The organism is Mycobacterium sp. (assembly GCF_035653355.1).
Lineage (GTDB): Bacteria > Actinomycetota > Actinomycetes > Mycobacteriales > Mycobacteriaceae > Mycobacterium.
Window position 1 is genome coordinate 1 of record NZ_DASRBZ010000241.1, and the last position, 5,370, is coordinate 5,370.

The following is a 5,370-nucleotide window of genomic DNA, read 5'->3' on the forward strand; positions in this document are numbered from 1 at the left end:
GGATGAATGCGCCCAACCGCCCACTGGGCTCATCGGGACCGGTATCTTTCGCCGCCGGCACTGTTGGGATGTTATCAGTGCACAGGCGGCGTTCGAGGCGGCCAAAGTACGAAACGTAGGTCAGCCGCGACCGCTCGTTGAACGACTGGATGAGCTACACGTCGCCCTCGAAATCGGCCGCCGGCTCTCCCCCGGCCGTGGTAAACGCGGTCAGTGCGCGCACCAACCCATGGCGCTCTGACGGCGACATCTTTTCGACGATGCGGGCAATCTCGGCGCGCCTCTGAGAAGTGACCTGCCGCACCACCTTTCGTCCACGCGGAGTCAAGGCGGCCAGCAGTTCGCGCCGCGAGTTGGGGTGCGGTTGACGGTCGATCAATCCGGCGCTGACGAGTCGGTCGACCATCCGGCCCGCGGCCGAGGGTTTTACGCCGAGGAGCCCAGCCAGGGTGGCCAGGTTGATCGGGCCTCGATTCGACAGGATCACCAGGGTCCGGAACTGCGGGATGGTGATCGTTTCGTCGACTTGGGCGATCGAGTGGGCCGAGATGGCGACCAGTAACCGCGACGCGGTCAGCAACGCGTCAGTGATCGCATCGAGTGATTCCTGTGTTGCTGTCGCGCTTTCGGTGGCCATTGTTTTCGCTCCTTGTTCGCGCCGGCTCTCTGGAGTAGGCGCTAGTCGATGCGATCCTCACAGCTGCCATCCAGCAGTTTAGCAGGCATCTACTATAGTCAAAGTAAACTATCTCCTAGTGCAACTATAGCTGTACTTGAGCTTGGTGGGTGAAGTTTCGCCGCCACGGCGCCGACGGTGTCGGCGCAGCCACCTGCTGCTTTCGTCAGGAGATCTGTATGAGCATCGATACCCCTGCCACCGAAGACCACGCCGTCGCGACCACACACCGAGCGGTGTGGGCGATGGGCGACTATGCGCTGATGGCCGAGGAGGTGATGGTCCCCCTCGGCCCATTACTGGTCGCCGCCACGGGCATGGGTCCGGGCGATCGGGTGCTCGACATCGCCGCTGGATCCGGCAACGTCTCGATCCCGGCCGCCAAAGTGGGCGCCAACGTGGTTGCCAGCGACCTCACCCCGGAACTGCTGCACCGCGCCCAAACACGCGCTGCTGAACAGGATCTCAGCATCGAGTGCCGCGAGGCCAACGCCGAAGCGCTGCCGTTCGCCGACGGCGAGTTCGACCGAGTGGTTTCGGCGATCGGCGTAATGTTCGCGCCGCGCCATCAGCGCGCGGCCAACGAGCTGGTGCGAGTGTGTCGCCCCGGCGGAAAGATCGGGCTCATCAGCTGGACTCCGGACGGGTTCTTCGGCCAGATGCTTGCCACGATCAGGCCGTATCGGCCAACGCTGGACCCGACTGTGCCGCCGGCGGCGCTGTGGGGCCGTGAGGATTACGTTGCCGGGCTGCTGGGTCAGCGGGTCGCCGAAATCAGCTCTCGGCGCGGCATGTTGACGGTGGACCGGTTCGGCAGCGCCGAGGCTGTGCACATGTATTTCAAGCATCACTACGGCCCGACCATCAACGCCTACCACAACATCGCCGACAATCCCGTGTTGGTCGAGAGCCTTGACTCCCAACTCGTCGAACTGGCTCGACGCCACATGTCGAACGGCGTAATGCAGTGGGAGTACCTGCTTGTCGTCGCTTCGAAGTGGTGCCCCACTGGAAACATCGGGAGCGCATGGGCATAGCTGGTCGCGGAAGGCGAAGATTAGATGGCACGCTCGCATCGCATCTCGTATTGGGACGCTGAAGACGCTGTCGCGTGGGAGGCTGGGAACAAAGCGATCGCCCGCCGCAACCTGCTGTGGGTCATCGCCTGCGACCACATCGCCTTCGGGATCTGGACGCTGTGGCCGGTGATGGTGCTCTTCATGCCCCGGAACGTGTACGGCTTTTCTCCTGCCGACAAGTTCCTGCTGGGCGCTACCGCCACACTGGTCGCGGCATGCCTGCGCATCCCGTATTCGTTGGGCATCGCCCACTTCGGTGGCCGTAACTGGACGGTGTTTTCGATCGTGGTTCTTCTGGTACCGACCGTCGGCACGATCCTGCTGTTGGCCCATCCGGGCCTGCCACTATGGCCATATTTGGTGTGCGCGGCGCTCACCGGGTGCGGCGGCGCCAATTACGCCGCGTCGATGACCAACACCAACGCCTTCTATCCGCACCGGTTGAAGGGCTCGGCACTGGGGTTCAACGCCGGAGCAGGCAATCTCGGTGTGCCGGTGATCCAACTGGTGGGACTGCTGGTGATAGCAATCGCCGGCCACCGCCAGCCGTACTGGGTGTGCGGACTTTACGTGCTGCTGTTGGCGGTTGCCGCGATCGGCGCAGCACATTACATGGACAATCTGGAGCATCCCACCGAGGTCAGCCACATGCGCTCAATTCTCTCCGAGCGCGACACCTGGCTGTTGGCTCTGCTATACCTGGGCACATTCGGTTCATGGATCGGCTTCTCGTTCGCCTTCGGCCTCGTGCTGCAAGTGAACTTCGAAGCCACCGGGCAAACCCATGCCCAGGCAGCATTGCATGCAGCCGAATTCGCTTTCATTGGACCAGCATTGGGATCGGTGGCCCGCATCTATGGCGGCAGACTCGCTGACCGCATCGGCGGCAGCCGAGTTGCGCTGGCTGTCTTCACCGCCATGGGCCTGGACACCGCGCTGCTGGTGGGCATCAGCACCGTGGACGACCACAATCCCGGTCCCACGACCCCCGCCACGATGGTCGGCTACATCTGCGGCTTCATGATCCTGTTTGTGTTGTCGGGGTTCGGCAACGGAGCGGTATACAAAATGATCCCCTCGGTCTTCGAGGCCCGCAGCCATCTGTTGGCGGTCACCGAGATGGAACGCCGCCACTGGTCAGAAGCCACGTCGGGGGCGGTGATCGGGTTTGTCGCGGCGTTCGGCGCACTCGGCGGCGTCGGGATCAACCTGGCGCTGCGGCAGTCCTACCTGAGCACGGGCACAGACACGCCTGCGTACTGGATCTTCTTGGCTTTCTACATCATTGCTGCCGTAGTGACCTGGAGCAGGTACGTTCGCCAGCCAGCTTCAACATATTCCGAGCATCGCCACGCCGCCGCGCGAGAAGCGCCCTCGCATGTTGGGCAGCTGTAGACCGTGGTCATAGATCGTGAGCAACGTCCTCGTGATCCCTAATGACGTCATCGGCATCTCTGCTCAGCAGGGTGGCCGCCCGGTATCAAAAACGGCGCCCGCGTTGATCTGGAGGCGGTCGCACACCAGCAGCGTGACCGGCGCGATCAACGACACGGTCGTGACGTTGTCCAGCAGCGCCGAACCGAATGCGGTAACCAAAACCAGCAAGATCATGATGCGTAGCTCCGCTCATCGCGGTCGTCAAGGACGGCGCACTCCACGGCGTGATCACCGCATCACGTCTGCTGGCCGCGGCGCCGAGAACTTGAGCGCGATTGTCCTCGAGTGGACTACTGGCGTCCGCTGTTGGCGACTCGGAGGATTGGGCTAACCAGTACCGGCGGCTGATAGCGTGGCAATTCGGTGTGCCGGGAAGCCTGGTCGGCGACGTTGTCGTACGACCAAGGGAAGGCCGATGGGCTACACCGTTGACCGAACCGCGCTCGGCCCGACGCTCATCGTCGCTGCCGACCGGCGGAAGCAATCGCCGCTCACTATGAGCGGCCCCCACGACGCGCGGCGAGGGCGCCCATGAGCATCGTCGCGGTAACAGTTTTCGTCGTCGCCTATACGTTGATCGCCAGCGATCGTCTCAATAAGACTCTCGTGGCGCTGGCCGGTGCGGCAATCGTGGTCACCTTGCCGGTGATCCGGTCCGAGGACGTCTTCTACTCCCATCGGACCGGAATCGACTGGGACGTCATCTTTTTGCTGCTGGGCATGATGATCGTCGTCAGCGTGCTCCGCCACACCGGAGCCTTCGAATACGTCGCGATCTGGGCCGCCAAACGCGCCAACGGTTCTCCGTTACGGATCATGATCCTGCTGGTCGGGGTGATGGCGGTTGGATCGGCATTGTTGGACAATGTCACGACGGTTTTGTTGATCGCGCCGGTCACGCTGTTGGTGTGCGAACGGCTGGCAATCAACGCGGCGCCATTTCTGATGGCCGAGGTGTTCGCATCCAACATCGGTGGTGCGGCGACGCTGGTCGGTGACCCGCCCAACATCATCATCGCCAGCCGGGCGGGATTGACGTTCAACGACTTCCTTGTGCACATGGCACCGATCGTCGTCATCGTGCTGATTGCCTTCGTCGCATTGTTACCGCTCTTCTTCCGCGGCTCTTTCGACGTCGATGCCGAGCGGGTGGCCGACGTCATGTCGCTGGACGAACGCGAGGCCATCCGCGACCGCGGATTGCTGGTCAAGTGCGGCGTTGTCCTGGCGTTGGTCTTCGCCGCCTTCATCGCCCATCCGGTGATTCACATCGAACCATCCGTCGTCGCAGTGCTGGGCGCCGGCATCCTGATCCTGATCTCCGGGCTGCAGCGATCGGAGTACCTGTCCAACGTCGAATGGGACATACTACTGTTCTTCGCCGGCCTGTTCGTCATGGTCGGCGCGTTGGTGAAGACCGGTGTCATCGATGAGCTGGCTCGCGCAGCGACCGCGCTGACCGGGGGCAACGAGTCACTAACCGTCATGCTGATCCTCGGCATCTCAGCACCGGTGTCCGGCATCATCGACAACATTCCCTATGTCGCCACGATGACCCCGATCGTCACTGAACTGGTCGCCCGCATGCCCGGCCGGGTGGAACCGGACACGCTGTGGTGGGCGCTGGCGCTGGGTGCGGACTTCGGCGGCAACCTGACCGCCGTCGGGGCCAGCGCCAATGTCGTCATGCTTGGAATCGCCCGGCGCGCAGGATACCCGATTTCCTTTTGGGAGTTCACCCGCAAAGGCGTGATGGTCACCGCCATCTCGGTCGCGCTCGCTGCGGCCTACCTGTGGCTGCGATACTTCGTAACAGCGTGATTCACAACAAGCGGCTTGGCGAAGGGCAAAACTGCGGTCTGTCCGACGGCCAGCCGTTCGCCACATACCCAACGTTCGATACGTGCGGCGGTGATCCCCCGACCGCTGGTCTCTAATGGCGACGGTCGGCCGATAACTAAGCCGCATATTCGGGCAACGTGATGTCGTCGCGGAATTCGCGTCGGACGGCCCAGTCGGCCACCCGCGGAATGCCCAGCAGTTTGGACGCGTGATTGCGGGTCCACAGGCCCAGCGATGTCTTTGGCGCGAACATCGCGGCGAAACCGCGCGCCGACTGCTGCCGGGCCTCAACGACCCGTCGCAGCCGGCGTTCATACCGGCGAAATGCCTCCTGGT

Annotated in this window: 4 protein-coding genes and 2 pseudogenes; 3 read left to right on the top strand and 3 right to left on the bottom strand. The window is 63.1% G+C overall.

From position 1 onward, the window contains the following. Window positions 1-154: 154 nt before the first annotated feature. Window positions 155-637, bottom strand: coding sequence for a MarR family transcriptional regulator (locus tag VFA16_RS08185; protein ID WP_324967335.1), 483 nt, complete (start codon window positions 635-637; stop codon window positions 155-157). A 218-nt stretch (window positions 638-855) separates the two neighbouring features. On the opposite strand from VFA16_RS08185, the gene VFA16_RS08190 reads away from it, so the two are divergent. Continuing rightward, window positions 856-1,713 carry a class I SAM-dependent methyltransferase gene (locus VFA16_RS08190; RefSeq protein WP_324967336.1) on the top strand — a complete coding sequence of 286 codons (858 nt, stop codon included), beginning with the start codon at window positions 856-858 and terminating at the stop codon, window positions 1,711-1,713. A 24-nt stretch (window positions 1,714-1,737) separates the two neighbouring features. Next, window positions 1,738-3,150, top strand: a complete 1,413-nt coding sequence (locus VFA16_RS08195; protein WP_324967337.1) for a nitrate/nitrite transporter — start codon at window positions 1,738-1,740, stop codon at window positions 3,148-3,150. Window positions 3,151-3,252: 102 nt separating this feature from the next. Here the strand turns inward: VFA16_RS08195 and VFA16_RS08200 are convergent. Then, a pseudogene (locus tag VFA16_RS08200) lies at window positions 3,253-3,375 on the bottom strand (hypothetical protein); the annotation flags it as partial. 348 nt (window positions 3,376-3,723) lie between these two features. Here VFA16_RS08200 and VFA16_RS08205 point away from each other — a divergent pair. Continuing rightward, window positions 3,724-5,013: an ArsB/NhaD family transporter gene (locus VFA16_RS08205; RefSeq protein WP_324967338.1), complete on the top strand. Its 1,290-nt coding sequence runs from the start codon at window positions 3,724-3,726 to the stop codon at window positions 5,011-5,013. A 136-nt stretch (window positions 5,014-5,149) separates the two neighbouring features. Here VFA16_RS08205 and VFA16_RS08210 read toward each other — a convergent pair. Next, window positions 5,150-5,370 (bottom strand): annotated as a pseudogene (locus tag VFA16_RS08210) (hypothetical protein); the annotation flags it as partial.

What these genes read in the sequence shown, in the direction of transcription:
- VFA16_RS08190 (WP_324967336.1), top strand. Translation starts at nt 856, where the DNA reads ATGAGCATCGATACCCCTGCCACCGAAGACCACGCCGTCGCGACCACA.
- VFA16_RS08195 (WP_324967337.1), top strand. Translation starts at nt 1,738, where the DNA reads ATGGCACGCTCGCATCGCATCTCGTATTGGGACGCTGAAGACGCTGTC.
- VFA16_RS08205 (WP_324967338.1), top strand. Translation starts at nt 3,724, where the DNA reads ATGAGCATCGTCGCGGTAACAGTTTTCGTCGTCGCCTATACGTTGATC.
- VFA16_RS08185 (WP_324967335.1), bottom strand. Translation starts at nt 637, where the DNA reads ATGGCCACCGAAAGCGCGACAGCAACACAGGAATCACTCGATGCGATC.